The 24719-nt window shown below is 46.5% G+C and carries 21 protein-coding genes, 1 tRNA gene and 2 pseudogenes; 10 read left to right on the plus strand and 14 right to left on the minus strand.

From position 1 onward, the window contains the following. From ACUVJL_RS05465 to ACUVJL_RS05495, 7 genes are all read right to left on the minus strand, one after another. Positions 1-123: helix-turn-helix domain-containing protein (locus ACUVJL_RS05465; protein ID WP_445244942.1), on the minus strand; the 123-nt coding region annotated here is incomplete at its 3' end. A 150-nt stretch (positions 124-273) separates the two neighbouring features. Next, the gene (locus ACUVJL_RS05470; protein ID WP_445244926.1) at positions 274-873 is read right to left on the minus strand and encodes a peroxiredoxin; all 600 of its coding nucleotides are present in this window, start codon (positions 871-873) and stop codon (positions 274-276) included. Positions 874-1363: 490 nt separating this feature from the next. After that, a tRNA-Met gene (locus ACUVJL_RS05475) sits at positions 1364-1436 on the minus strand. A 138-nt stretch (positions 1437-1574) separates the two neighbouring features. Next, a complete protein-coding gene (locus ACUVJL_RS05480; protein ID WP_445244927.1) occupies positions 1575-4064 on the minus strand; it encodes a peptidoglycan DD-metalloendopeptidase family protein in 2490 nt (829 codons plus the stop codon). A gap of 564 nt (positions 4065-4628) precedes the next feature. Beyond that, entirely contained in the window at positions 4629-5108 is a 480-nt protein-coding gene (locus ACUVJL_RS05485) for a tRNA (cytidine(34)-2'-O)-methyltransferase (RefSeq protein WP_445244928.1), read from the minus strand. A gap of 241 nt (positions 5109-5349) precedes the next feature. Beyond that, positions 5350-6501, minus strand: a complete 1152-nt coding sequence (gshA, locus tag ACUVJL_RS05490; RefSeq protein WP_445244929.1) for a glutamate--cysteine ligase — start codon at positions 6499-6501, stop codon at positions 5350-5352. A 9-nt stretch (positions 6502-6510) separates the two neighbouring features. Continuing rightward, positions 6511-6753, minus strand: a complete 243-nt coding sequence (locus ACUVJL_RS05495) for a hypothetical protein (RefSeq protein ID WP_445244930.1) — start codon at positions 6751-6753, stop codon at positions 6511-6513. 229 nt (positions 6754-6982) lie between these two features. On the opposite strand from ACUVJL_RS05495, the gene ACUVJL_RS05500 reads away from it, so the two are divergent. Then, positions 6983-8026, plus strand: coding sequence for an AI-2E family transporter (locus ACUVJL_RS05500; RefSeq protein WP_445244931.1), 1044 nt, complete (start codon positions 6983-6985; stop codon positions 8024-8026). 216 nt (positions 8027-8242) lie between these two features. On the opposite strand, the pseudogene ACUVJL_RS05505 reads toward ACUVJL_RS05500, so the two are convergent. Both ACUVJL_RS05505 and ACUVJL_RS05510 read right to left on the minus strand, forming a co-directional pair. Beyond that, positions 8243-9060 (minus strand): annotated as a pseudogene (locus tag ACUVJL_RS05505) (IS1 family transposase). Positions 9061-9084: 24 nt separating this feature from the next. Further along, positions 9085-9891 (minus strand): cobyrinic acid a,c-diamide synthase, encoded by an 807-nt coding sequence (locus ACUVJL_RS05510; RefSeq protein ID WP_445244932.1) that lies wholly within the window; start codon positions 9889-9891, stop codon positions 9085-9087. A 464-nt stretch (positions 9892-10355) separates the two neighbouring features. Between ACUVJL_RS05510 and ACUVJL_RS05515 the strand changes: the two genes are divergently transcribed. After that, entirely contained in the window at positions 10356-10457 is a 102-nt protein-coding gene (locus ACUVJL_RS05515) for a Mo-dependent nitrogenase C-terminal domain-containing protein (RefSeq protein WP_445244943.1), read from the plus strand. A 427-nt stretch (positions 10458-10884) separates the two neighbouring features. Further along, positions 10885-11748 (plus strand): Npun_R2479 family HD domain-containing metalloprotein, encoded by an 864-nt coding sequence (locus ACUVJL_RS05520; protein ID WP_445244933.1) that lies wholly within the window; start codon positions 10885-10887, stop codon positions 11746-11748. 145 nt (positions 11749-11893) lie between these two features. Here ACUVJL_RS05520 and ACUVJL_RS05525 read toward each other — a convergent pair whose 3' ends face one another. Then, positions 11894-12898 carry an MvdC/MvdD family ATP grasp protein gene (locus ACUVJL_RS05525; protein WP_445244934.1) on the minus strand — a complete coding sequence of 335 codons (1005 nt, stop codon included), beginning with the start codon at positions 12896-12898 and terminating at the stop codon, positions 11894-11896. Between the two features lie 207 nt (positions 12899-13105). After that, a complete protein-coding gene (locus ACUVJL_RS05530; protein WP_333471954.1) occupies positions 13106-13324 on the minus strand; it encodes a hypothetical protein in 219 nt (72 codons plus the stop codon). A gap of 199 nt (positions 13325-13523) precedes the next feature. Between ACUVJL_RS05530 and ACUVJL_RS05535 the strand changes: the two genes are divergently transcribed. The 3 genes from ACUVJL_RS05535 (at position 13524) to ACUVJL_RS05545 (ending at position 17268) form a co-directional block, all read left to right on the plus strand. Beyond that, positions 13524-14018 carry a hypothetical protein gene (locus tag ACUVJL_RS05535; protein WP_445244935.1) on the plus strand — a complete coding sequence of 165 codons (495 nt, stop codon included), beginning with the start codon at positions 13524-13526 and terminating at the stop codon, positions 14016-14018. Positions 14019-14160: 142 nt separating this feature from the next. After that, positions 14161-15054, plus strand: coding sequence for an Rpn family recombination-promoting nuclease/putative transposase (locus ACUVJL_RS05540; protein WP_445244936.1), 894 nt, complete (start codon positions 14161-14163; stop codon positions 15052-15054). A gap of 288 nt (positions 15055-15342) precedes the next feature. Further along, entirely contained in the window at positions 15343-17268 is a 1926-nt protein-coding gene (locus ACUVJL_RS05545; RefSeq protein ID WP_445244937.1) for an alpha-amylase family glycosyl hydrolase, read from the plus strand. 515 nt (positions 17269-17783) lie between these two features. On the opposite strand, the gene ACUVJL_RS05550 is transcribed toward ACUVJL_RS05545, so the two are convergent. Continuing rightward, positions 17784-18836 carry a glycosyltransferase gene (locus ACUVJL_RS05550; protein ID WP_445244938.1) on the minus strand — a complete coding sequence of 351 codons (1053 nt, stop codon included), beginning with the start codon at positions 18834-18836 and terminating at the stop codon, positions 17784-17786. Positions 18837-19157: 321 nt separating this feature from the next. Between ACUVJL_RS05550 and ACUVJL_RS05555 the strand changes: the two genes are divergently transcribed. The 4 genes from ACUVJL_RS05555 (at position 19158) to ACUVJL_RS05570 (ending at position 23795) form a co-directional block, all read left to right on the plus strand. Next, positions 19158-20042: a 3'(2'),5'-bisphosphate nucleotidase CysQ family protein gene (locus tag ACUVJL_RS05555; protein ID WP_445244939.1), complete on the plus strand. Its 885-nt coding sequence runs from the start codon at positions 19158-19160 to the stop codon at positions 20040-20042. A 586-nt stretch (positions 20043-20628) separates the two neighbouring features. Continuing rightward, positions 20629-21309 (plus strand): Crp/Fnr family transcriptional regulator, encoded by a 681-nt coding sequence (locus ACUVJL_RS05560; RefSeq protein ID WP_445244944.1) that lies wholly within the window; start codon positions 20629-20631, stop codon positions 21307-21309. Further along, a complete protein-coding gene (locus tag ACUVJL_RS05565; RefSeq protein WP_445244940.1) occupies positions 21306-23207 on the plus strand; it encodes a M61 family metallopeptidase in 1902 nt (633 codons plus the stop codon). The genes ACUVJL_RS05560 and ACUVJL_RS05565 overlap by 4 nt, the downstream gene beginning before the upstream one ends. 114 nt (positions 23208-23321) lie before the next feature. Beyond that, the gene (locus tag ACUVJL_RS05570) at positions 23322-23795 is read left to right on the plus strand and encodes a tellurite resistance TerB family protein (protein WP_445244941.1); all 474 of its coding nucleotides are present in this window, start codon (positions 23322-23324) and stop codon (positions 23793-23795) included. 416 nt (positions 23796-24211) lie between these two features. Here ACUVJL_RS05570 and ACUVJL_RS05575 read toward each other — a convergent pair whose 3' ends face one another. After that, positions 24212-24424, minus strand: coding sequence for a peptidoglycan-binding domain-containing protein (locus ACUVJL_RS05575; protein ID WP_445244945.1), 213 nt, complete (start codon positions 24422-24424; stop codon positions 24212-24214). A gap of 33 nt (positions 24425-24457) precedes the next feature. Then, positions 24458-24583, minus strand: a pseudogene (locus tag ACUVJL_RS05580) (peptidoglycan-binding domain-containing protein); the annotation flags it as partial. Positions 24584-24719: the final 136 nt, after the last annotated feature.

A 24719-nucleotide genomic window follows, 5' to 3' on the forward strand; every position in this document is an offset into this window, starting at 1 on the left:
GTAAGTTTCACTGGTTAGGTTAAGCGCAAAATTGTAAAACCACCGTACACATCCAAACGACTTAGCAAGCAATATAGATTGCTCTTGAGTCGGATAGATTCTGTACTTGCAGGCTTTTAACATTGCACTTACCAAACTATATTTGCTATGGTAAGCTAAAGTGACACAAAAGTAAAGTCCCCCTAGAGGGGGGAGGTTTTAGACCCAATTTTTCGATAAATGCCTCTGCGGGTACGGACACGGCAGCGCCGTGTCCCTACAAATATAATGTGCTTAAACTGCAGCAAAGAATACCTTAGACTTGACCGGATCGGGAGTCATAGTCTTGTCACCGGGCTGCCAGCCGGCGGGACAAACTTCATCGGGGTGAGACTGGACGTGTTGGATAGCTTGCAGAGTGCGGAGAGTTTCGTCCACGTTGCGGCCGAAGGCAAGATTGTTGATAGTAGAGTGTTGGATGATGCCTTCTTTGTCGATGATGAACAGACCTCTGAGGGCAATACCTGCTTCTGGGTCGAGGACGTTGTAGTCAGAACTAATTGTTTTTTTGAGGTCAGCAACTAAGGGATAGTTAAGGTCGCCGACACCGCCTGATTTGCGGTCTGTTTGTATCCAAGCGAGGTGAGAGAATTCGCTGTCAACGGATACGCCGAGGATTTCGGTATCGATTTTCTTGAAGTCCTCGAAGCGATCGCTAAATGCTGTAATCTCAGTCGGACACACAAAGGTGAAGTCCAAGGGGTAGAAGAACAAAACTACATACTTTTTGAGATGATAGTCGGACAGTTTAACTGTCTTGAATTCCTGATCCACTACGGCTGTTGCTGCGAAATCAGGTGCAGCTTGACCAACCCGGAGGCATTCACTGGTCATAGATTTTGTTTCCTTTTTTACGAACTGTTACAAATCTATCATACTCATCAAAAAATTGGGTAGAAACCCCGTCCTTTTAGGACGGCTTTGTGTTACAATATGATTGGTCAATGACCCACCCGCGACGATGGAGACATAAACCCTAACACCAAAGCTTGCAATGACTGCAACGGGGAAGAAAAATCGGTAGACCGGGAAAAGAGGACAGGGCAATGGGCAGTCCACCCCTAGAATCAAACAACAAAGATTTTTGTTGGTATTCGACACATAAAACCGCAGGGCTTGCGGGGTTAGTCTGTGGAGCGAGCATAAGACCAAATCTCCTTGAGGGTGGAGGCAGTTGCTAAGAAGCAGAAAGGTTCAAGAAGTGATTCTTGGAATCACTGTGCCTTTAGGTCAGTGAGGATGTCAAAACGACTACAAGTATCTTCTTGAGAAATCAAAAAAACACGCTCTCAATATTGAGAGCGCGGTTTTTTTGATTAAATAATGGCTCAGGCGGGATTTGAACCTGCGACCTTGGGCTTATGAGTCCCCTGCGCTAACCACTGCGCCACTGAGCCAAATCTACTTCACGATTTACTATCATAGCACGGTAGGACGAGCTATGTCTTCTTTTCAAACAACCGAATTTCTAATAACTTCTAGTAAAAGTTATGAGTTTTGGTAATCATTCAAAACCCATAACTTCCGACCAGTCGTTACCGAGAAGCGCTGGACGCATCGTCGGGAAGAAAAGCCATTGGATTGATAGCACCCTGTCCTGCGGGATGAATTTCAAAGTGCAAGTGCGGTCCGGTACTAAAGCCGGTGCTGCCCATTTCTGAAATTTGTTCGCCTTGAGCGACCTTCTGACCCTTTTGCACCAAAATCCGGCTGTTGTGGGCATAGACAGTCTCAGTGCCGTCTGGATGGGTAATTTCCACCAGATACCCGTAGCCGCCGTCATTCCACTGAGCATAGGTAACCACCCCGTCAGATGCTGCCACAATTGGCGTGCCGATCGGCCCTGCAATATCAATTCCCTTGTGCATCCGTCCCCAGCGCCAACCGTAGCCAGAAGTAAGAACGCCCTTAGACGGCCAAATAAACCCGTTAGCCGACTGTTGTTTGCCGTTAGGCAGATAAGTATCAGCGCCCGAAAGCGGAGGCAGTTCCGGAGAAACCATGCGTCCCAAAGACGGGTTGCTCAGGGGGTCGTAACCATCGGCTCCCAAAGGAGCAGTTGCTACCACAGGCCGCTCCTGAGTGCTTGTCGGAGTCAGGTTGATCGGTTGCAGTTCCGCTGCGCGAGCGGGGTCAAAACGCTCTTGCTGCTGCTTCTGAACCTGCTCGGACCACGCTCTCGATGGCGGTCTGCTGATTTCATTCTGCACCGCCTCAGTATAGTCGGGGGTGTAGAGATAGGGATTGACACTTGGGAGCTCATCAGACTGGTTGCTCGAGACTATTGGCGCCTCCGGTCTGTCAGTTGGAGCCAGCGACACCGCATTTGCCCCGATCGAATTGCGCGAGGCACGATATTCCTCTCGCAGTCTGACCACTTCTGCCCTCAAGCGTTCGGAATAAGGGTTGAGAGCTTCTGCAGTGGGGAGAGCCTCCGAATTCGACTCTGGTAAAGCGCTAGTTGGATCGGCATTTAAACCCTGGGGGCTAGCATTTGCCACGAAGCTGAGCGGCTGCGGGTATTCTCCCGTAGCGATGGCGGTAGCAGTTGCACTGGCTGGCTGAGGCAGGGCACTGGTGTCAACTGCACCTGTAAATGTTGGTTCGCCTTGAAGATTCAGCTTCCCGGGGTCGCTAATGGTTTGGGAAACTTGAGTTAGCGGAATGCTGTTAACTTGGGGAACCATCGGCGCTGAAATATTGTTCAGACCTTCCAAGTTCGCCAGGGGAGAGACAACCGGGACTGTGGGCGCGGGTGCTGCAACGCCAGCACTGGCTATTTCCGAGGTAGACGAGCTAGGGTTCACAGATGCGGGAACCGAAGTCCCCGACCAGACAGATGTAGAATTGGAGGCCGAATAAGAGGCTGCCGCCTGCACCGCTGGATTATTTGACCCAACTTGGGGAATTTTCAGCCGTTGATTAACATTCAGCAAGTTAGGGTTGCCGAGCTTGTTGACGGAGATCAGCTCTTTGGGTGATACGCCGTGACCTTTGGCGATCGCATCTAGCGTATCTCCCGGACGCACGCTGTAGACTACCTCAGCCGGCGCGCCGATACTTCCCGCTGGGGGGACTAGCACAGCCGAGGGCAAACTGGGTGTTGCCAGAGACTGTTCAATTGACTCGAATGCTCGATCGGGCGATGCTGCTTGACCGACCCCGGCATTTGGAATTACAGGTGTGGCCCCGAGGTCGGGAATAGTTGTCTCTGTTGCAGAGACGGGGGCTGCCAGCGTCGGTGCTGACTCCGGCAAAGATGCCGCAGGTGTAGATAAATTTGCTCCCCCCTCAGACCCTAACAGGGTCCGACCCGATTCTGTGGTGCGGTTTTCCTGTTTTTTCAAACTGTCGATCGCCCCATCTGCGTTCGGGATGTCGATCGAACTTTGTTCCGATACCGTCGTGACAAGCGGGGTCGCTGCGGTTGATGGCAGCGCTGTCATGGCAGCACTATCCAACGGCTCGGAGCCAGTCAGATTTAACTTTTCTTCGGGATTGACCGCCGCTGCGCGCTCTAGCGAAGCCACGGCGGTATCGGCGGCGTTCTGTTGTGGCGCGGCTCCCGGAGCCAGAGGATCACTGAGCTCTTGGCCTACTTGGAGTATGATATCGGGTTTGATGTCGTTGGCAGTTGCTAGTGCCAACGGTTCAACTTCATAATCCCGAGAAAGCTCCCAAAGGCTTTGCCCCTGCTGCACCTTAACCGCCACCGGGTCAGAAGGTGAGCCGGGCTGTTGGGCCCTGGAACCATCAACTTGTGCGGAGGTAGCGGGCCCGTTGGCCGATACTGGCTGTACTTCAGCGGTGGATTCTGATGTCGGTGCGAGTTCAGACGCGCGAGCGCTGTCTCCATTTCTCGGTAGCAGGATGCCAGAAGCACCTACCGATATTGCCAGCCCGATCGTGGCGAGAGAGCGAACTCTGCCTGTGCTGAGCGTTGTCTGTTTGGACGGTTCCGCAGAACCGTCTCTGTCGATTTCACTAGCCTGAACAGGCTTAATTTGGGGATATGTTCGTTTCAAAAAAACGACCTCCTACTGAGAAGCGCTAACTGTCCTTGGAAACACTCAAGGGGATCGCATGACGCTGAATTTAAATCAACAAGCAAAAATATTCTGATTGTTGACAGCTATCATGCTTAGGCCAGATTACCTTGCTTTTTTAATTTAGACAAGCTCAAACCGTCAAAATTTTTGAAATTATCGGTCTAAGCTGCTGCAATTAACCCCAAAAGCCTTACACCGCAATAGCTAGAACGAATACATAAAATCTTCGTTCCCGTAAGGCTCTGAACTCTTACCTATTATCCGACTGTATGCTAATTTCCGGACAGGCTACAACCGTATATTTACTAGATATAGTGTTCTTACCCAAGCTGGTGCTCGCTGACGCCCTAGAGCGCTAAAATCCTCTGTTTTTGTTGCTGAATCATCTGGCGAGTAATTTGGTGTTGCTGATAACAATCTGTTTTTGCATCAATAAAATATATTAATCTCGGCTATCGAGATTTTCACCGCTTTGATACAAATTTCTTATACTTAAATGGAGATTTGGCAGCCTCCGGCAGCTATTAAATATCTATATATTTATGTGTTGATAATGATCGATCCCAGCTCGCCCAACTGTCGTTTAGCCTCAAATAAACCTACAGCGGCACTGACGGAGAGGTTCAAACTCCTGACTCCAGGCTGGCTCATAGGAATAAAAACTGTGGCGTCGCAGGCATCTAAGACGAATTGGGGAATGCCTACAGTTTCCGAGCCAAACATCAGCCAGTCGCTGGGCTGAAATTGGAATTGCGCGTAACTGCATCGCCCGCCAGTGCTGAATCCGATCGCTCGTCCCCCGCGCTGCTGCCGACAAGCCCCAAAAGCCGCTAAGTCTTCGTGGCAGTGGAGATTGACGTAGGGCCAGTAATCTAAGCCGGCCCGTTTCAGGTAGCGATCGCTAATTTCAAACCCCAGCGGGCCCACTAAATGCAGTTCCGTGCCTGTGGCAGCGCAAGTGCGGGCGATATTGCCAGTATTCGGGGGGATTTGCGGGTGAATCAAGACAAGTTGGGGCATGAAGCTAATTAAAAGCGAAAAATACAGCTATTGGGAAATTTATAAAACTACCCAAAGGTAGATATACCTTATAGCTTTTATTTATAACCTTTGTCGAGTTCCATTGATTAAATATTCTGATTTGTTTTAAGGGCAGAGTTCTGCAACTTTTTCGCGGGAGGTTCCGGCTATTTGTATTATTGGCCCAGTACGCATACTCAGGGGGCTCGTGAAACCCCCCGTTATAATAACGGCGGGTACTTCAGGCAACTAACAGGGCGCACAAGTTGTCTTCGAGCTCCCATTCTTGGTGAGCCATGCCATTAATCCCTTGCAGAATAATACTGCGGGTGTCCGAACCGCCCTCGTGCAGCTTCAACCACTGCTGGGCGGTGTTGCCTTCCCGGAGAATCTTTTTGAGCGGCGAGAGAAAGCAGCTAAAGCCTCGTTTTTTGGCTATAGGCCAGACTTCTCGGTAAATTTCCTCAATCCAATCTCGTGCCAGAATAGTTCTGCCGTCTTGCCAGTGGGTGAGTTCGGCATCCAAACTTTGCCGGGATGCAGCAATTTCGTTGGCGTCTGTGAGGGCAACTAAGTCTGCGTTGCGGGTGGCCTCCGGTAAGGTGCACAGTTCTAACGGGTCTAAGCTGGGGTCTTCCATCATCTGCCAAATGCGAGCTTCTAGTAAGGCAGTGATGGCCAACAAAGCCAGAGGATTGACTTCGAGGTCGCAAATTCTCAGTTCGAGGCGGTTGAGACAGTAGGGGCGGCGATCGCCATTGGGCCGCACTGCAGACCACAAATGGCGGACGTTTTGCATGGTGCCGAGTTCTAGCTGTTCTTCAGTCCACTGGATGTAATGTCTGTGACTTTCAAACAGGGGGACGATGGCGGGAGTTTTGGGAAACAAACCCCACCGAGTGGAATGATAGCCCGTGACTTCGCCGTCGAGGAAGGGGGAAGAGGCGCTCAAAGCCAGGTACAGCGGTGCTTCGACCCGGGCGAGGCGGATGGCGCGCATCAGCAGTTCTGGTTGGGAGATGCCGATGTTGATGTGAATGCTGGCGGTGACGACTTTGGTGCCGTAGGTTTGCTCTATGTAGGTGTGGTAGGGATTGTTGGGATCGGAGCGGTAAAATCGATCGCTCCCCCCGAGAGACAAGGTACTTCCCGGCAGCAAGGTATAGTCGCCCAATTGTTTGAGATACTCGCGCAGCCGGACTCGCGGCTTGACTAAGGCGCACAGCAGGCGATCGTAGCTGCACAGCGGGGCGGTCGTGTACTCCACATTGCGGCTATCAGGCTCCCGCACAAATCCCTCTAGATCGGCAACTATGCGATCGGAGAGACCGACAACCTCACCTTCGGGAGTGCCGGTATACATTTCTACTTCAAAGCCTTTTGATAGCAGCACGTTTATTCCTCAGCTAAGTTGAGTGCTAGTTTCAAGTATCCCAAAAATTGACCTGTTCATACTATCTTCCACAAGGCAGAGTTGAAATTTTTCGCGGCTGGCACTGAAACCGGGTTTTTCGGCCCTAGCTTGTTTGAGCGTTTGTGTGTTAGTTGCGATCGGGCTGGCACGACAAATACTGCCATCGCCAAGAGTTTCCGAGGCGGTTTTAGACTCAGAAAGGCTGTTTGTTCGATCGCGGGCGTGTTTCATTCGGCATTCGCGATCGCACGTATGGTGAAGAGAACCCACCCTGCCTCAGACAGAAGTTAGAAAGCACTGCCTACTGCCTTCCTTCTAGCTTCTTCCTACTCCCCTCTTGCTTCTTCCTTCCACACCTCTTTTCTGCCTTGAGGGGTATAGCCGCAGATATATCTTTGGTGCGATTCTAAAAGATCACTCTGCAATATTTTTGAGCTATTATTAACCCCTGAAAATCCCTGTGAAAGAGCCAGAAAAAAACCCTCCCAATTTTTGGAATATGCTAAGCAATTTAGCCTTAGTTCGGTTTTTGCTTTTATTTGCTTCAGGTTGGGCTGGACTGCAACTTTTAGCTTACTTTGAAACTGCCGTCGCGGTTTTCACGATTGCTGCACTCGTGGCTTTTTTGCTCAACTATCCGGTGCGAACTCTCCAGAGATTTTTACCGCGAAGTTTAGCTGTCGCCTTCGTTGTCTTGCTCACCATTTTAGTTTTTGGCGGTCTCACCGTCACCGTAGGCGTCACTCTTTTATCTCAAGGGCAGCAATTAATTGACAGCATGACTGAATTTGTGAATGCTCTGGCGCCTCTGTCCGAGCGAATCGAAGCATTCCTGCGGGCTAGAAACCTGCAAGTTAACCTGCGAGTTATTGAGGAACAACTGCGAAATCAAGCTTTGGCGGGAGTTGTTTCGAGTATTGCTTTTTTACAAGTATTTTTAACCAATTTATTGAATTTAATATTAATTATGGTAGTGGCTTCTTTCATGTTACTTGATGGAGAGAGGCTGTGGGTGTTGGTTCTAAAATTTATACCTCGACACCTGCACAGGCGTTTAAGTTTAACAATAGAGCGAAACTTTTTAGGATTTTTTCAGGCACAAATTCTGTTAATGTTATTTTTGACCACAGCAAGCTTTGTAATTTTCCTGCTATTAGATGTGAGATTTCCTTTAATTTTAGCATTTATTATCGGATTATTTGATTTAGTTCCGGGAATCGGAGCGACGCTGGGAATTAGCTTAGTGTGTTTTATTGTATTGTCTCAAAATGTGTGGCTAGCTTTAAAAGTCTTGGCAGCTTGCATTGTTTTGCAGCAAATTCAAGACAACTTTATTCATCCGAGACTCATGCAAAATTCCCTTAACCTCAATCCGGTAGTGGTGTTTTTTGCACTGTTAGTAGGCGCGAGAGCAGCAGGACTTTTAGGCATATTTCTGGCTATTCCGCTAGCGGGAGTGATAGTTAGCTGGTTTGAAATTGAAGAAATGCAAGCGGAAGGTTAATTGAGGCAGCCATCCTATTTTATATCAAATCTGGCTGGAAAACCAAGTTTTAAGCAGCAGACTAGAACCCGAATGTCTAGAAAAACTCTCCTTTGCGTAACGCAAAACTAAAAATAAAGAGAAAAAAGCAACGTAGGGTGCACCGCTGCGTGCGCACCTTACTGCGTAAAGTCAATGAATAAATTGCAAGTCAGTAGGAAATCTGGCATTGCTGAATTAAGGGATGAAGCGATCGGTTACAGGGATATCACCAAACTTGAGGTAATGAATTAATAGACTCTTCGAGGGAGCCAGCATTTCTCCCTTGCTTGGAATAGGATAAAATTTTGCGGTGTAGACGAGCTAAATAATGACTGTCGCGCCTGTTCTCTCCTTGTACTCTGCTCATATAAGTTTGGCTCACAATCTGGTCGCCATTAGGAAGGAAATAAAGATAAACTGACCATCCATCAGTGACGTAAAAATAACAATGCCAATTACTAAAAATTTCCCATAAAGGTTGGAAAGTAACAGCATTATCATTTCCTAAGAAGATCGCCAAGATGCCAGAAGCAAAAATAGTCTACCGTTTTCCACAGCCAGATGCAAGTTTTTTTTTGAGCCGATAAAAGCTTCCCATTCATCGCCTCGAGCCGATATCAGGAATGTGTTCAGGTGTATAGGCATCTGGCAACAGTTTTTCCACTGCTTTTAGCCAAGTAATAATATAGCAATTCTTGCAGGAGTCGTAAATTTTTTACCCCACCCCAACCCTCCCCGCGAGTTCGGGGAGGGAGTAAGAAATTTACAAATGATTTAGGATGGCTATAGTTGTATAATGAACACGCAATGACCACGCTCAATTGCTCGGAGACCCATGCCATTGACATAGATTTTAAGACATTCACGTTTGAGTTGATAGCTATAGCCACGATTGGTTGTCGGTAGAGCAACTTTCATTGGGCGATCACAATTGCGGCAGAGGTAATGAAAGCTTGCCTCTTTTATGTCCCTTTTTACTGGTTCTCGCCGAGCAAGCAGTCTGGACATTCCATACTGATTAACCTCAATATCATCCTTTAATTATGCAACGCCGGAAATCTTTCTTCTTCTGATTCGGCAACATAAATGTAATCCCAGTCAAAGCGCAGAGCTTGAGCGTGGAGGCTGATGTCAAATCCGCAGTGAGTAACCATTTCTGTAGTAAAAGTTGCCATGATTAACTCCATAATTTTTTTGTAAGAAATCTCAGGCTTTTTAACGTAATAGGCGCGTCTGGCAAAAAATATTCTCTCATCTTTCGGCACAATTATGCCATTAATTTTGTGTACGTGTTGAATCGGCTTGATATAAGTTTCAATAAACTGCGACTGATTTTTTTGCAGTCTCGCTAATCTTTCATGTTGCAACCAGCTCATTTGAAACACAATTTTAATAAATTCAAAGCCCAAAATGTAGTTGAAAACATTGTTGCGTTCTTCTGTACTCAAGACGAAGCGGAGTGCAGATTCTAAATATTGGTCAGTTTTCCGGCACGCTTGTTGAGCTGAGTGGATATAAAATTGTTTTATATAGCTTCTTAAATCTGATTCATTTAATTCTTTTTTGACTCGAAATCTGATTAAATACTCTTTGACTCGGTGTAAAGTATCTACATCTTCAAACATTTTTGAAACTAAACCGTCGGCTGTGTAATCATCTAAAAATTCTGCTTGCAAGTCGGGAGTAGATGCGCACAATATGTAGCAGAGGGACAAGACATAGCGCCGCTGGTTCCAAGGCAAGCTTTGGGCCCAATCTTTAACTTCTAGAGGAAGTTTTTCCAGCACGATATCTGTGTGTCGGCGTTGAGCAAGGTCGGCATCTCTATTTTTTTCTGGAATCATTGCCTGAAACCTTTATCAGTAAGTAGACATATTACCATATCGCAGATGATGGGAGGGGGAAGCTGCGACGGAGGGTTACAAGCTATTGTATCTTATTTTGTTGCCATCTATCTAAAGATACATTCTGTGGGAAACAGGGCCTGTGATCTGTCTCACACTTTTGCGAATTTTAAATCACAAATGCTAGCTCTTGGCATTACATTATGGGCCGGCGAGTGTCACGCATAAAACTTATTCACTTCACCTGAGCAACAGCCGATTTTGTTGATGATTAAGTGGGGTAATTCCTAACTTTTTGTTAGTAATGATTCCTGAGGTCAATCATGAACTCGACTACAAGTATTTTCCCTGAAAATCATTGCCCAGACTTAACTTTTCGCGATCGCCTCGTGCAACCAGTGCCACAGTAACTCAATAGCATGGCAGTGCGAGATCCGCAAGTAGCTCGGGGGTGGTGCTAACTTATATCCGCACGGTGTCCTTTTGAGAGAGATATCCAGTTATTGGGACACCATCTTTTCCACATACCGCATCTGTGCAACCTGAATCCTGTGTATGAGGAATGAATGGGGTTGCGTTTTCCATCGCTCTCATTTTTGGCTAACCCCGCCCAAAAACAGATACAAGTTTCCGACAGGAGTCGTCAGCAACCCAAAATTTTCGACCCTAGTTCAAGATCCCAGATTTATCTGTGGAGTTAATTTAAAATCTAAAATCGACTGAGGTATGTGGGGAAGATGTAACACCGTACTGCTGATTGAGGGGTGTCATACCTCGATCGCCCATTGATATCAATTATTTATGGGGTGCGTCGCTCTGGTAGTTGCCAGAGCGCTAATTTAAGCCATAATCGTTGATAATATCAGTGGATACATCTAGATAGGAGCGGGCATCCATCGTGGCGGTTAAGCCAGAAATAACATCAAACGGTAGCAACAAAAACAATAATTATAAAAATAATTTAATAATATACTTTTGCTCAGGGAAATGAATATGTTTAACGCAACAGAACTGCTGATTGACGCTTGTGTAAATCTGCTGATTGAAGGCTACCGCCACACTTACGGGGGGTGCAAATCTGACTATGGCGAGATTATTGCTTGGGCGGCGAGCATGGCTTTAGAAAATATTGCTAATAGCGATGCTCTTTACCACAATGTCGAACACACTATTTTAGTGACTTTGGTGGGACAAGAAATTCTGCGTGGGAAGCACATCCGCGAAGGGGGTGTTTCCTGCGAAGATTGGCTGCATTTCCACATTGCTATGCTATGTCACGATATCGGGTATGTTAAAGGTGTTTGCCGGCAAGATAGAAAAGATTTGGGACTGTATGCGACGGGAATAGGCGACATGAAATTAACGCTGCCTCCGGGGGGGACTGATGCTAGTTTGACGCCTTATCATGTCGATCGGGGAAAAATGTTTATTGACGAGCGTTTTGGCGGTCACAAACTGATTGATGCTGAGCTGGTTAAGCATAATATTGAGTTGACTCGTTTCCCGGTTCCTGCGGATCAAGATTATCAAGATACTGTGAATTATCCGGGTTTAGTTCGCGCTGCTGATTTAATTGGTCAGTTGAGCGATCCGCGATATTTGCAAAAAATTGCCGCGCTGTTTTACGAGTTTGAGGAGACTGGCCAGAATAGGGTTTTGGGCTATCAGCACCCGGGGGAGTTGCGGGATGGTTATCCGAAGTTTTATTGGAATGTGGTTTATCGGTATGTGAAGGATGCGATCGGCTATTTGCAACTGACGCAGCAGGGGAAACAATTTGTTGCTAATCTGAGCGCAAATGTGTTCCGAGTGGAGCATTCTGAGGTGCGAGAGTCTGCAGTGGCTGTAGTTAGGTAGGGTTTGGGTAGATGTGGGGCGATCGCACGTGACGGATCAGATTATGTCCCCTGGATCGAGCATAATACAATTGGTTTGTAGTGAGGACTTCAGTCCTCATAAAACTCGCTCAGACGGACGTCCTCATTAAAAACCTATAGACTATTCAGCAATCCTGTTGATATTGCAGCGCTAAATCTTCGATGAGTTCCACCATGGCGCGAACCATAGGCATTTTAGTGAGAATTTCGATCCAATACCACTGTCCGTTAGGATTGAGTTCGATAAAGTAGAGGGTGTCATCCTCGTCACGAATGATATCGAATGCACCAAAATTTAAACCAAACTCGTCAAGCATTTGATGAAGTTTGTTGAGGTAGTCGATCGGCAAATTGTCGGGAACATGAACGAGTTTATCCGGTTCGGTGACGCGCCAATCTAAGGTTACATCTGAATCGTTGATATGTTTGGCATCAATGCGGCAGACAAAATCATGCTTACCGATTAATGTAACGCGATATTCTGCCTTCTTTTGAATGCGTTTTTGAAAAAAAACAGGCGCTAATCGAATGCTTTCTCGAAATGCTTCAAGTGTTTCTACATCAATGGGGCGAGTATAGCAAGCGTACTGTTTTTCATCATGTAAAAAACCCGAGTAGCGCATCGGTTTGACAATGCACTTTCCCTGTTGTGTCACAAAGTTGCAAGCAGCATCGTAGGAATTTGTGACGAGTGTTGGAGGGATAGTAATTCCCAGTTTTTGAGCAATGGGGATTTGGTTGATGCGATGGGATGGCAATCTAATCTTGTAGTAGTTATTGACCCACCTCGCTTTGGGATATAAGCCAGACAGAGAGTACATTAAAGATTCTGTTTCTTCTTGACAATACTTGATTGCCCAAGCATCATCAACTTCTGGAAACACTTGATAATTTTGTGGTTTGCGCCACCAAATCACGCCAATATCTTGAACTTCTTTCAAGGAGTCTTCAAAGGACAAAAAACTTTGACTGGGATTGCCAGAAGCTTGCCACGAGTAAGCATATTTGCTTTTTTTAATAAAACTTTCTGAATTCAATCGAATTGCTAGAATATTTGATTTTTGCAATTCGTTGATAACGACATCTGCATGAATGTCTGTCTCGGAAGTCACGATTAAAAGGTCAGTCATACTATTTTATATTTTAGATTTGAGATTGGAAATGATGGATTATGTATGGGTTTCGAGCTTGTATGCGGTTGGATTTTTTTTGAAACTGGTATCGCAATCAAACTAATTGAAATAATGTTGACAGTAAAAGACCTGTCATGCAAAAATTCATACAGGTCTTTCAAAAACATAAAGGGCGATCGAATTATTTCTTAGTAATTCAAAATTCTAGTCGTCCTCTTGCTGGTCGTCATCACTAGGTTCAAACTGAAAAATACTGGAGCCAGCACGAGTAGACCAGGAGCCGCTCATGGAGGTGATGTTAGAAGTCTGCGTGCTGGGATCGTAGCTAGATTGCTCTTGGGAGATGCTGTACTTGGGCGAGATGCTCAGGTGCATCATCAAAGGATTTGCTTTTTTGTCGAGAGCGAGTTGGGTAGTCGTCATAAGTTAGTTTCTTTGAGCGATGATTTGATATTCACAATGCTACAGCTTGCCAATTAATTTGTATAGTCGAAAAAGGTCGGATAAAGTCGTATAATATAAAAAGTTTTGATAAAGCTTTAATCGTTTTTGTATTCAAGGCGAAAATAGTCGGATCTAGACGGTTTTAGTTCGATCGCTCGGATATTGTGAGGAGGCGCGGGTGAACGTTCGAGAAGCACTGGCTTTTGCTGATGAAGTGGTCTTTGCGAAAACTGGCAAGCATTTAGATGATATGCAAGTTGGCGTGATTGAGGGCGTTTTGAAGCGGCAAAAGTACGGCGATATTGCCCAAGGGCTGAACTGTACGGAGGGTTATGCTAAAGATGTGGGCTACGAGCTATGGGAGTTGTTCTCTGATGCTTTTGGAGAAGAGGTTAATAAATTAAATTTGCGATCGGCACTAATTCGCAAGTCAATGATTAGCAACGTTAGTGGTGGCGTGATTAGTGACAATCATGTTGCTCGTGGTCATTTAATCGGATCGCTGAATGTCTGCACATCGCAGGAAGAGTCGCCTGAGTTTTTGCGGAGAAAGCGGCAGGCGAAAATAGAGGCGATCCAACGCTTGCAAGCAATAGGATTGAGCGACGAGCAAATCGCGCAATGCTTGGATCTGACGCTAGAAGAGATTCGACAAGTAGATTTGACACAATAGAAGATAGAGCAAGCGCTAATGGCTGATGGACTCCCCGGCTCAAGCTAGGATAGAGCATTCGATATCTAGTTTTGGTAACTCGCCCAATCCATTTTCCCAATGGGTTAAAATAATAGGTAAGTCATTTTAAAAGAGATTGACCATGAGATTCATTAACCCCAAAACCGATTTTGCCTTCAAAAAAATATTCGGTTCCAATCAAAGCAAACCAATCTTAATCAGTTTTCTGAATGCCATGATTTATGATGGTAATCCCACCATCGCTGATTTAGAAATTATCGACCCGTATTTAGCATCAAGAGTACAGTATCTCAAAGACTCTTACCTAGATGTCAAAGCCCGGCTTGCAGGAGGCGCAACTGTAATTATCGAGATGCAAGTTTTAAATGTAGAATCTTTTGCGAAACGGGTGGTTTACAATACTGCGAAAACTTACTCGACACAACTGATTCGCGGTGAAGGTTACTTTAAGTTAAAACCTGTAATTGCTTTGACAATTACTGATTTTGAAATGTTTGACAATGACCGAGAAGTAATTTCTCACTTTGTGTTCAAGGAGAAAAAGCGTTTATTTGATTATGTCGATCCAGAGATAGAACTGATCTTTATCGAGTTGCCAAAATTCAATAAACAATTGGATGAATTAGAAACTTTGACTGACAAGTGGGTTTATTTTATGAAAAATGCTCCCAGTTTGGAAGTGGTACCGGAAACAATGGAAACAGTCTCGGAAATACAGCAAGCCTTTGCTATTGCTAATGAAACTAACTTGAATCCAGAGGAGTTGGCAGATTTAGAAGCACGCGAAAGGTATATTCTGGATCAGCAGGGAATCTTGCGAAAGGGAATTGAAGAAGGACTCGCACAAGGGCGAGAAGAAGGCAGAGAAGAAGGCAGAGAAGAAGGACTCGCGCTAGGAATGAGAGAAAAGGCTCTAGAAATTGCTAGGCAACTTCTCAATGTCCTTGACAATCAAACCATTAGTCAAACTACTGGTTTGAGCGTTGAAGATATCCAAAACTTGCGGGAGGAATGAAAGGAAGGGAAAAAGTCCGATCGCACAATTAGTGCAGCTTTTCTCGTTACCAGGCTCAGCCTGGTAGCGCAGGTTTCTGAGGCTGTGGCTCTGTGATTGAGAATTACGCTAAATATTAACTCTCATCCACTTAATTTTCAAGGATGAGTCTGCCCTCTCTCTAAAGGAAGATTTCATTAAACGAGTAAATTCCGTATGATGCTGTAAAAGCCAGTCAGAGGGGAAAGCTATCTCCGACTCTCGCTCTGAATAACTGACTAATCTTAACTATATCAAAAAATACATCTCATGACACCAGTCACTCCCAATCAAACTTCCTCTCAGTACGAAGTTAGCGAACCCGAAGAAAAAATTGACTCTCTGGTAGAAGAAGTTAAGCCGGAAAGCGAGATCGATTTAGAATTCCTCTACACCAGAGACATTGAATTCCGCCAAGAAACAATTTATTTCCTTGTAGTCGATCGCTTTTACGACGGCGACCCCGAAAATAGCGAAGGTCCCAACCCAGAACTTTACGATCCAGAAGGCAAAGATTGGGGCAAATATTGGGGCGGCGACTTGCAGGGAGTTATCGACAAACTCGACTACTTAAAAGATATGGGTGTTACCGCAGTTTGGCTGACTCCACTGTTCGAGCAAGTAGAAGCATTATTTATCGAACAAGCAGCGATTCACGGCTACTGGATTAAAGATTTCAAGCGACTAAATCCCCGCTTTATTGCCAAAGGCGACAATCCTTCTATTAACCAAACACAAGAAAGTAAAGATACGGTATTTGACAAATTAGTATACGAGTTGCACCAGCGAAACATGAAACTCGTACTCGATATTGTCTGCAATCACAGCAACCCAGATTTTAGTGGCAAAAAAGGGGAACTGTACGACGACGGCGTAAAAATAGCTGACTTTAACGACGATAAAGATCACTGGTATCACCACTACGGCGAAGTCCAAAACTGGGAAGATGAATGGCAAGTCCAAAACTGCGAACTGTCGGGTTTAGCAACTTTCAACGAAAACAATATTGCATACCGCAATTACATTAAGTCAGCAATTAAACAATGGCTGGACAGAGGTGTTGATGCTTTGCGGGTTGATACAGTCAAGCATATGCCTATTTGGTTTTGGCAGGAATTTAATGCTGACATTTCAACACACAGACCTGATGTTTTCATTTTTGGCGAATGGATTTACAGCGACCCGAGAAACGAGCGTTCTGTGGAATTTGTCAACGAGTCAGGGATGACTATTTTAGATTTTGGTCTGTGCGTGGCAATTCGAGAAGTATTGGGAAAGGGTGCTGAAGCGGGATTTAGCTTAATCCAAGATGTACTGGATCTGGATTACCACTACTACGGGGCGACGGAGTTAATTACTTTTATTGACAACCACGATATGCCGAGGTTTCAGTCGTTGAATCCCGATCCAGAAATGCTGCGGTTAGCGATAGGTTTAATTATGACGACTCGCGGCATTCCCTGTATTTATTACGGCACTGAACAGTATCTGCATGATGATACAGAAGGGGGAAATGACCCTTACAACCGCCCGATGATGGAAAAGTGGGATACTGATTCGCCGATTTACCGAGATGTGCGGTTGCTGTCTGGATTGCGGCGGCTGAATCCAGCTATTTCGATGGGGAGTCAGTGGCAAAAATATTTAACTCCTGATGTTTATTGTTACGTGCGCCGCTATCGCGACTCTGTGGTGTTTGTAGCGCTGAATCGTGGCAATTCTGTTACACTTGAAGAGGTTGATACTGAGCTGCCTGATGGAGAGCATACTGAGGTTTTATCGCGCCGCAAGTTTGAAGTTAAAGATGGGAAGTTGTACAATTTAGAGTTGGGTTCCCGGGAAGTAATGATTTTTAGTCGCGTCGGAGAGCGAGTTAAGGCAAAAACTATCGTGCGGGCGCAGCTTAACAACGTTCAAACTCAGCCTGGAGAAAGAATTGTGGTGATTGGGGATTGTCCGGAACTGGGGAATTGGGATATTGGTAAGGGTTTCCCGTTGGAGTATATCAATACTAATACTTGGTTTGGGGAAATTCCTTTTAATGAAAGTGCCGGGAAGTTGATTTCTTATAAGTATGCGCTGCTACGGGAAGGACAGTCGCCACTGCGAGAAAATCTGGTTTGTCGCCGCTGGGTTTTAGTTTCGGAAGGGACTGTGAAATGGCGGGATAAGTGGGCGAGTGGACGGGAGTCTTAATAGTTTTGATGGGTTAAGCTGTTCGACATTCAAACTGCACTATTTGTGGGTCAGACCCCATACTGCAAGGGGTTGAGGCAATAAATTTAAATGACTAACAGCTTATAGCCTTTCTCAGAAAGATGAGGTACTCGCGGGAATAGGGCCTAGGGCATAGGGCCTAGGGCATAGGGCCTAGGGCATACCTCACTTTTTTGAGAACCGCTATAGTTTTGAGTGAGACCGTCCTGGATAAACCGGGTTTGATGAACGAAAATACTTCCTTAAGGCTTTCGATTATGTTTTAAAAACTCGGTTTATTTACTAGGTGTGTAACTGCTGTGAGATTTAATTTGTAACTGCAACTCATAATTTATTACTTTGTAAATATGACTTAGGTAACAAATATTTTGGCTTTTTATGTATAGCAGTAAGGTGTGCATTGTGCATGATCCGGACGTGATTTATAGTGCGCGGCCCGGCGCCCCCTCCGGAGGTGAGTTATGGTGCGCGGCCCGGCGCACCCTACAGTTTTATTAAAGCGATCGCAGCTTCTGGGCTAAAACATCGACATAAGGTTCGCTGCTGTGCTGGTTCACAACCTTTTCGTACCCCCGCTGGGCTTGAGATTCAGCTTCTTGAGGATTTTTTAGCAAATGGACGATCGCCTCGCGCAAACCTGCTGCATCTCCCACATCTACCACTTTGACAATACCCGGGGCCGCTAAATAATCGACCATACCTTGAGTCCGAGTAATGACGACCGGTCGCTTGCAGGCCATTGCTTCCAGCAAACCCTGCACTCCCGCAGCATATTTATTGTCCGCCAAACAAACTGCAATTACGTCTGCATCGCGGTAAAGCTGCACTAAATCGGGCCATTCGTAGAATTTGCGGGTCATATTTTCTGGCATAGTATCGGGGAAAGCTTGCGATAAAGCTTTGGCATCTTTAGAAAAACCGCTAATTTTTACGTCAACATCTAAGTCAGCAGTTGCTGCTGCTAGGAGTCGGTAGTCGCGCTTTTCTAATCCGACGCTAACAACCGTTTGCCGCTTTTTATCGCCAGAAACGGGGCCAGGTGTGAAAAACTGGGTGTCTGTCTGGTCTAGAAGCAGTAAGATGCGCGATTCAGGTATAGCTAAATAGCTGCGGAGGAAGTCAGTTTGAGGGCTGGCGCAGGCCATGAACACGTCAATTTTGTCGGCTAAACCAAATAGTTTGAGGGCGACGCGGCCGCGCGGCCGATCGATATTGTGGAAATGTACAAAAATTTTAGGGCGATTTGGCGATTGGCCACACACCGCCGCCACTGGAATCCCAATGTCCTCGCCGTTACAAAATATCACGTCGTCGCTGCTGACTTGCTCGGACAACTTGCGGGCGGCGGCCCAATGTTCGGGTTTAGAATAAATTTTCGATCGCAGCTTGTCGCTCAACGATATCGCTTCGCCATCCGGGGCGTGGACGGTGGCATTTAAGCGGTCTCTGAGGGCTCGCAGGACGTGGCGAGGGCATTTGCCGAGTTTTGCATCGCGGTCAATTCCATCTAGGTCTATTTTGCGACCTAATGCCAAATGGTATTTCAAAGTATTCTCCTTATAATCATGTTGGTGCTGGGACAAATTATCTAACCTCAGAAGATTCTATCCTCTGCTGTTGAAAGTGCTAGTGCGATCGGTCGGTCGATTTGAGATTTGAGATTTGAGATTTGAGATTTGACTCTACAGATGAATCTGGGGGGTTCTCCCTAATGTCTAAATTTTTGTGAGTTCCACCAATCCTGTCTGGGGCTTGTATCGCAACGGCGCTGATGGTTAGGAAACCGGGTTTCTTGACACCCGCGCGCAAATCCTGTACCAGTCAAAAACAGTGACACGCGCCGATCGATTCAAAGGACTTAAGCTTTTATGCTGAAGTTAGCTGAAGCATTTATTTTTAACCTCATGTATATTTCTCCAGAGCAAGACCAAAAAATTCGCTACACCCTGCGCGAGTGCGGTCAAGAAGCTTACAAACTCGCAGCCCAACCTTTTGAAGTTTCCGAGAAAGGGCCCAACGACTACGTGACGAGTATCGATCGCTACTTAGACCGACAACTATCGGCAGCATTTAGCGCTTTGTTTCCTGAAGACGGCAGGATCACGGAGGAAAATGCCGCCTCCAGAGCAGCTTACGGGGCTAATTACCAGCGCCTCTGGTGCATCGATCCCCTCGATGGGACTGAAGAATTTATTCGGGGAAAACTGCACTACGCTTCGATGGTGGGGCTGCTGCTTGAGGGGGAACCGATGGCCGGCTGGATCTACGCCCCGGCTTTTGACCAAATGTATTTTGGCGGCAAAGATTGGGGATTGTTCCAAACTGTGGGAGGGATGGCGCCGCAGCCGATCGCGCTGTGCAAACCCCCTGCCCCGACAGCGGAAAATTGTAAAATTATTCTCGGAGACAAAGACCAGAAAAACTACGCCCGGGCGATCGCCCAAAGCATCCCCGGAGCGGAATTTTACTCGCTCGGCAGCTTTGGCTTAAAAGTGATCGAAGTCATTCTCGGTCGAGCCGGTTTGTACCTTTATCTCAACGGCAGAGTTAAAGTGTGGGATACCGCCGGCCCTCTGGCTCTAGCAAAAGCAGCGGGATTGGTTTGTTGCGACTTGCAAGGTCAACCGCTGAGGTGGACTAAAGATGTGATCGAGCCGGAGACTCTGGCCCACACGCAGTCAATCGCGATCGGCTGGCCGGACTACATAGAACCTCTGTTGGGCAAAGTTCAACAGGCAGTGGCAGGCTTGTAAACCCGTTTAAGATTAAAGAATCTATCAATTTTACATGAAGCGCGCCTCTGCACCCTTATCATCAATTAAAGGAGCAACGGATTGTTTGTGTTCCCAAACATCGATCCTTCCCTAGCTGTTGGGTGTCGCCTAATTATATTTCCCACCTCCGCGAGTTTGCGTCAGGAACCTCAGCTATCAGGCGTGAGGCTTGGAAGAGTAATCTGACAAGCCATTCTGACGGGCCTTGCGTCTTAACTGACTACGTTTTTTGAGTCACGACACCGGAGAATGCGAAGCCAGTTTTCCGCTCTGTCGCTGAAGGTTAAATAGCCCTAAGGTCACTGGGGCAGTGCTTTCAGCCCAACAAGCTCACTAAACTAAGGCGCAGTACAGACGACCTGGCAGGTCGTCTCTTCTACCCCGAAAGGGAGGCTCGAAAGAGCAAAACACTATGCGTACAGGGCTGGGAAGTTTGAGGCGGTAATTGTCCCGCTGAAAGTGCAACACAAAAGCACACCGAGCCAACCAGTCCCAAGGCGGTAGTAATCAAAAAAAGACAATATAAAGCCGTCCTAGAAGGACGGAGTTTCTACCCATTTTTTTGATGAAGACAGAAGCTTTCAGTGAGCTATTCCCTCTATTTAAGGGTGCTAACCCAGAAACCTTGGGAGGGCTGCTATCAAATGCCGTCAAGCATGAGTATCCCCCGGGCCGAGCTGTGGTGATGGAGGATTCTTGGGGCAACGCGATTTACTTTGTCGTGTCTGGCTGGGTAAAAGTCCGGCGGTTGTCAGACGATCGAGCTGTATCAATGGCTATTTTAGGACGGGGTGCGTTCTTCGGCGAAATGGCAATTCTTGACGAATCTCCCCGATCAAATGACGTACTTGCTCTCTCGCCGGTGCGGCTGCTGAGCGTCACAGCTCAGCGATTTATCCAAACCCTGTTTAAAGACCCGCAATTGCACCACCGGATGCTGCAACTGATGGTGCGGCGGCTCCGCCAAACCAATCACCGCTATCAACTCCGAAACCGCCAGCCCGCGGTTAAACTAGCAAATACTTTAGTCGAGCTGGCAGAAAACTACGGTCAGAAAACTGCTGAGGGCAAAGATATCTTCAATATTCCTTATGAAGATTTAGCTGATGTGACAGATATCACCCTAGAGGAAACCAGCAAAATTATGGAAAAACTCGATAGTAAAGGTTGGATCAAAATCGATCCAGACCACCAAGCTATCCATTTGATCAACCTCAAGCACTTGATTAATTTGGCAAGTCAATGACTGATGTTACTTCTTTGGATGCCTCGTCCGCGGCCGGCAACCGTGAGGGGCAACTAACTGCACCGACAATTCACTATTCGGTGGCGATGCCCAATCCTGAATCCCACCTGTTTGAAGTGACTTTGCGCGTGCAAGGTTGGTCGGAGCCGGTTCTGGATTTAAAAATGCCTGTCTGGACCCCCGGTTCTTATTTGGTTCGAGAGTACGCCCGCCACCTGCAAGATTTTAGCTCGCTATCGGGCGATCGAGCTTTACCTTGGCGCAAGAAAAGCAAAAATCACTGGCAAATCGAGACCGATTCGGTGTCAGATATCACGGTTCGCTACCGCATTTTTGCCAACGAACTGACTGTGCGAACCAATCATTTAGACTCGACTCACGGTTATTTCAATCCAGCGGCTTTGTGCTTTTTCTTGCCCGGTTTTGAGCGCCACTGCTACACCGTGACGGTTGTGCCGCCTCAGCCCCAATGGCGCACCGTTACTACTTTGCCGCCTGTTTCTGACCAAAATCTTACTTTCGCGGCTGCGGATTTTGACACTCTCGTAGACAGTCCTTTTGAGATTGGCTATCACGAAGTGTACGAGTTTGAAGTGATGGGCAAACCCCACCAGCTAGTTGTTTGGGGAAAAGGCAATTTAGAACCCGAGCGGGCGATTGGAGACATCCAAAAAGTTATCGAAGTCGAGGCAAAAATGTTCGGCGGTTTGCCTTACGAACGCTATGTGTTTTTGCTGCATTTGTCCGGCTCGGGTTTTGGTGGTTTGGAACACAAGGAGTGCTGCACTCTCAACTATCCGCGTTTTAGTTTTCGGGCTAAGGAAAAGTATGAACGCTTTATTCAGTTGGTGGCTCACGAGTTTTTTCACCTCTGGAATGTTAAGCGCATTCGACCGAAAGCTCTGGAAGTATTTGACTACGAAAGAGAGAACTATACTCCTTCTTTATGGTTTTCTGAAGGCACGACCAGTTATTACGATTTGGTGATTCCTTTTCGAGCTGGTCTCTACAGCGTGAAAGGTTATTTCCAATGTATGGCTAAGGAAATCACTCGCTTGCAGACGACTCCGGGGCGGAGCGTGCAGCCTGTGAGCGAGTCGAGCTGGGATGCTTGGATTAAACTTTATCGCAGGGATGCTAACAGCGACAACTCGCAGATTTCCTATTATTTGAAAGGGGAAATAGTTTCGTTTTTGCTCGATTTGTTGATTCGAGCCAGACACGGCAATTCGCGATCGCTCGACGATGTGATGCGTTTGATGTGGCAGCAGTTTGGCAATGCTAATTCTGCCCAAAACGGCGATTTTGAACAGAAGTCGGGAACAGACGCCAAGCCGGCGCATCTGACATCAAACGGACAGTTAAATGCTCCCAAGCTGCCAGCAGAAATAGGCTTTACTCCCGAAGAGTTGCAAAGTGCGATCGAGTCCGTCGCCGGCATCGATTTGAGCGACTTTTTCGCGCGCTATATTGACGGCACAGAAGAGTTGCCTTACAACAAGTATCTGGAACCTTTCGGGCTGGAACTCATCGCAGGTGAAATTGACCAAACACCTCGCATCGGTTGGACGTTGGGGGCGGAAAACGGGCGGGAAATGGTTAAATTTGTCGAAGCTGAATCTCCGGCACAATTAGCCGGAATTGATGCTGGGGACGAGTTGCTGGCGATCGAAGGTTTTCGGGTAAATGCAGAACAAGCGGGCGAGAGACTAAAAGATTTCAAGCCTGGGGATATCGTCTCGGTGACAGTTTTTCACCAAGACGAACTGCGGACTTGTCGCGTTACTCTCGCCCCGCCGCGACCGACGCGTTACTCGATCGTGCCCGTGGAACAGCCGACTGCTATTCAGAAACAAAACTTTACTGGATGGCTGGGAGTTCCTCTATCGAAATTGTGAGATAAAGGAAGGGGAACGGGAAAGAAAAGACAAGAAGAAATTAAGCTCAATTCCCAATTCCCAATTCCCAATTCCCAATTCCCAATTCCCAATTCCCAATTCCCAATTTTGATTATGCAAACCCCACCTCCTCCATCAATTACGCCCCGCCAAATGAATCTGCTGAGAATTGTTGCTTCTATGGCCTGGGCTGACGGCGAACTCGCGACAGAAGAAGTTAATTTAATGCTCGATCGCTTTTGCAGTTTGTTTGCCCCAGATACCGACGGACAACAACTACAACAAGAACTGCGGGATTACATCATGCAAAATATCCCTCTTGACGAGTTGATCGACCAGCTAGAAACTCAAGATGAAAAAGAATTAGTCTTGCAACTCGGCTATGAAGTAATTTCCTCTAGTTCTCGCACTCCCGACGAACCAAAAATTAACGCTGAAGAAGCCGCAGCTTATCAAAAATTAGTGCAGTTGCTGAATCTTCCAGAGGATGCGGTCAAGCGTATTGAAGCAGAAGCATCGGCGGGAGGTACTTCGGAGGGAATTGTCGAGAAGCTGGCTCAAAAATTAGAACAGTTCATCAAAGGCTAGTTCGGGACTTGCGCGCGCTTGGCTTAGAAACCCGGTTTCTTCCTAGATTTCTCGTTAATAAACCTGGAATTTTTCCTAGAAACCGGGAATAAGCCCCCCATGCCTAAGTCTTGTTAGGTAAGTATCGGAATAATAATTTTATGAGCGCAACTATTTACAACTAAAACTGAAGGTAAATAAACCGGAGCGTGACTTTCTATTTGCCAGGATATAATAACAAATAAACACGGAAAAGTCGAGAATATTTTTCATCGCCGAGAACGGTAACAGAATTTGCGTGAAGCGAAGCTATCCCGCAGGGAATCGCCCGAACCGCGCTCCGGATTCCCCTTAATGATAATTAGGGAGTTAGGCGCCTAACTCCCTAATTGAGCTACGGATTTTAGGCGATAACTGAAAGTGAATTCAACCCGTCATTAGTGCGGTAACTTGCTGAGGGCGTGCCAAGTTCTATAACCGACAATTCCATCTTGCGGTAAAGCCTTGCTGATTTGCAATTGTCGCACTGCTACATCTGTCATCGTCCCGAAGAATCCGTCAACCGAACCGAAATAGTATCCATTGATTTTCAAGACATTCTGAACAATTTTAACAGCATTGCCAGAACTGCCCTTCATGACGATCGGCATATTCACAGGTGCACCAGAGTATAGTGCTTCCCAAGTTATAGAAGCCACAATCCCATCTTCTTTTAAAAAGACGCGGTGTTGATAGCCTTTGACGGCGTTTTGAACTTGGACGCTGAAGATACCGTCCATCGGGCCAAAATAATATCCCCAATGATATAGAACCCATTTGACATCTAAGAAGAGGGTGCAAGCCTTCTAATCATCAGCCTAATAAAACAAAGGTTGAGCTTGGCAGTCGCCGCTGTCAAACTTCTCTCAAAGTTCTTCACCAAAATTTTACATCTTTCCATCCAAG

This window comes from Microcoleus sp. OTE_8_concoct_300 (assembly GCF_031383065.1).
Lineage (GTDB): Bacteria > Cyanobacteriota > Cyanobacteriia > Cyanobacteriales > Microcoleaceae > Microcoleus.

Bases quoted from the DNA above. Each gene is read 5' to 3' on its own strand.
- ACUVJL_RS05540 (WP_445244936.1), top strand. From the start codon at position 14,161: ATGAGATTCATTAACCCCAAAACCGATTTTGCCTTCAAAAAAATATTC.
- ACUVJL_RS05565 (WP_445244940.1), top strand. From the start codon at position 21,306: ATGACTGATGTTACTTCTTTGGATGCCTCGTCCGCGGCCGGCAACCGT.
- ACUVJL_RS05525 (WP_445244934.1), bottom strand. From the start codon at position 12,898: ATGACTGACCTTTTAATCGTGACTTCCGAGACAGACATTCATGCAGAT.
- ACUVJL_RS05555 (WP_445244939.1), top strand. From the start codon at position 19,158: ATGCTGAAGTTAGCTGAAGCATTTATTTTTAACCTCATGTATATTTCT.
- ACUVJL_RS05520 (WP_445244933.1), top strand. From the start codon at position 10,885: ATGTTTAACGCAACAGAACTGCTGATTGACGCTTGTGTAAATCTGCTG.
- ACUVJL_RS05495 (WP_445244930.1), bottom strand. From the start codon at position 6,753: ATGAAACACGCCCGCGATCGAACAAACAGCCTTTCTGAGTCTAAAACC.
- ACUVJL_RS05575 (WP_445244945.1), bottom strand. From the start codon at position 24,424: ATGCCGATCGTCATGAAGGGCAGTTCTGGCAATGCTGTTAAAATTGTT.
- ACUVJL_RS05545 (WP_445244937.1), top strand. From the start codon at position 15,343: ATGACACCAGTCACTCCCAATCAAACTTCCTCTCAGTACGAAGTTAGC.
- ACUVJL_RS05470 (WP_445244926.1), bottom strand. From the start codon at position 873: ATGACCAGTGAATGCCTCCGGGTTGGTCAAGCTGCACCTGATTTCGCA.
- ACUVJL_RS05485 (WP_445244928.1), bottom strand. From the start codon at position 5,108: ATGCCCCAACTTGTCTTGATTCACCCGCAAATCCCCCCGAATACTGGC.
- ACUVJL_RS05510 (WP_445244932.1), bottom strand. From the start codon at position 9,891: ATGATTCCAGAAAAAAATAGAGATGCCGACCTTGCTCAACGCCGACAC.
- ACUVJL_RS05560 (WP_445244944.1), top strand. From the start codon at position 20,629: ATGAAGACAGAAGCTTTCAGTGAGCTATTCCCTCTATTTAAGGGTGCT.
- ACUVJL_RS05530 (WP_333471954.1), bottom strand. From the start codon at position 13,324: ATGACGACTACCCAACTCGCTCTCGACAAAAAAGCAAATCCTTTGATG.
- ACUVJL_RS05570 (WP_445244941.1), top strand. From the start codon at position 23,322: ATGCAAACCCCACCTCCTCCATCAATTACGCCCCGCCAAATGAATCTG.